This is a genomic window from Oleiphilus sp. HI0067, from assembly GCF_001635735.1.
This window is the reverse complement of the sequence record NZ_LWFI01000964.1, coordinates 1-1893: the sequence shown is the minus strand read 5'-3', so window position 1 is coordinate 1893 and position 1893 is coordinate 1. Positions and strand designations below refer to the sequence as shown.

Sequence of the window (1893 nt, the reverse complement as noted above, 5' to 3'; positions counted from 1 at the left end):
TCATACTCACACAGAACAGAGACAGCATATTAAGAATGAACTTAATGTGCTGACGGCAAAGAAGCCCATGCTAACTAGCAAATATGCTGGTGGCATGGGTTTTTTTTTGCCCCAAAATTTTTGGTGGAGAAGAAGTTATGCAAGCATCAACAATGAAAGTATTGGTAGTCGGCAATGGAATGGTAGGCCATCATTTTGTTGAGCAGATACTTGAACAAGATATGAACGTCGAAGTGACAGTTCTTTCTGCAGAGCCAAGGTTGGCGTACGACCGAGTGCATTTGTCGGAGTACTTTACAGGCAAAACAGCAGCTGATCTTTCACTTACAAGCGCAGAATACTATGAAAAGCTAGGCGTGAATTTTCATGTGAATGCAAAAGTTTCTCATATTGATAAGCAAGCCAAGACGGTTAAGACTGAAGCGGGTGATGTGTATGCTTACGACAAACTCGTGCTTGCTACGGGCTCCTTTCCTTTTGTTCCTCCAATTCCTGGTAATGATCAAGAGCATTGCTTGGTGTATCGAACCATTGAAGACCTAGAGCAAATTGAAGCCTCATCTAAACAAAGCAAGGTTGGTGTTGTTGTGGGTGGTGGTCTGCTTGGTCTTGAAGCGGCAAATGCTCTCAAGCAAGCAGGTCTCGAAACCCACGTTGTTGAGTTTGCTCCGCAGCTAATGGCGGTTCAAGTAGACCAAGTTGGCGGTCAATTGCTGAAGTCAAAAATTGAAGAGCTTGGCGTGCAAGTCCATACCGAAAAAGCGACGCAAGAAATCGTATCTGGCGATACTAGCCGCTATAAAATGAAGTTTGCTGATGGCTCAGATCTAGAAACCGATATGATTTTATTCTCGGCAGGTATCCGTCCAGAAGATGGTTTAGCTCGAGAGTTCGACATCGATATTGGCCCGCGTGGCGGCATCGTGATCGACGATAATTGTCTAACGTCCGACCCAAATATTTATGCGATTGGTGAGTGTGCGCTTTGGAGTAACTTTATTTTTGGTTTAGTTGCCCCTGGCTATACCATGGCGCGCGTCGCGGCGAGCCATCTTGCAGAAGGTGATTTGAAGTTTGAGGGTGCAGATATGAGCACCAAACTCAAGTTGATGGGAGTCGACGTAGGCTCTATTGGTGACGCTCATGCTCGCACAGAAGGTGCTTTGAGTTACACCTATGAAAATCAACCTGAAGGTGTTTACAAGAAGATCGTTGTTGATGCAGACAAAAAGCTACTTATTGGTGCGGTGCTAATAGGTGACACTTCAGACTACGATACTCTTCTTCAGTATGCTTTAAATGGTATCGACCTTCCTGAAAAACCAGAAAGTTTAATTCTTCCTTCTACGAGCGATGCTGCGCCTGCGCTAGGTGCTGATGCTTTACCAGCGACTGCGACGGTATGTTCTTGTCACAACGTCTCTAAGGGCGACATTGTTGATGCAATGGATGCGGGCAACTGTGATCTTGGCTCGGTGAAATCATGTACTAAAGCAAGCACCGGTTGTGGTGGTTGTGCGGCCTTATTGAAAAACGTCGTTGATAGCGAACTAGAAAAACGCGGCGTAGAGGTCAATAAAGATATTTGTGAACACTTTGCTTATTCTCGCCAAGAGCTCTTCCACATTATTAAAGTCGAAGAAATCAAAAGTTTTGACGCGCTGCTTGAAAAACATGGTCGCGGTATCGGTTGTGAAATCTGTAAGCCTGCGGTCGGTTCAATTCTCGCGTCAGTATGGAACGATTTCGTGCTTCAAAAAGAGCACGTCAAACTTCAAGACACCAACGACACTTATCTTGGCAATATGCAAAAAGATGGTAGTTATTCGGTTGTACCTCGTATCGCTGGTGGTGAAATTACACCTGACAAGCTGATTGTTCTGGGGCAAGTCG

The 1893-nt window shown here is 45.1% G+C and carries 1 protein-coding gene; it reads left to right on the top strand.

Annotation, left to right across the window (positions count from 1 at the left end; genetic code table 11):
- Nucleotides 1–137: 137 nt before the first annotated feature.
- On the top strand, nt 138–1893 hold a 1756-nt coding region (nirB, locus tag A3739_RS12315; RefSeq protein ID WP_068501561.1), incomplete at its 3' end, for a nitrite reductase large subunit NirB.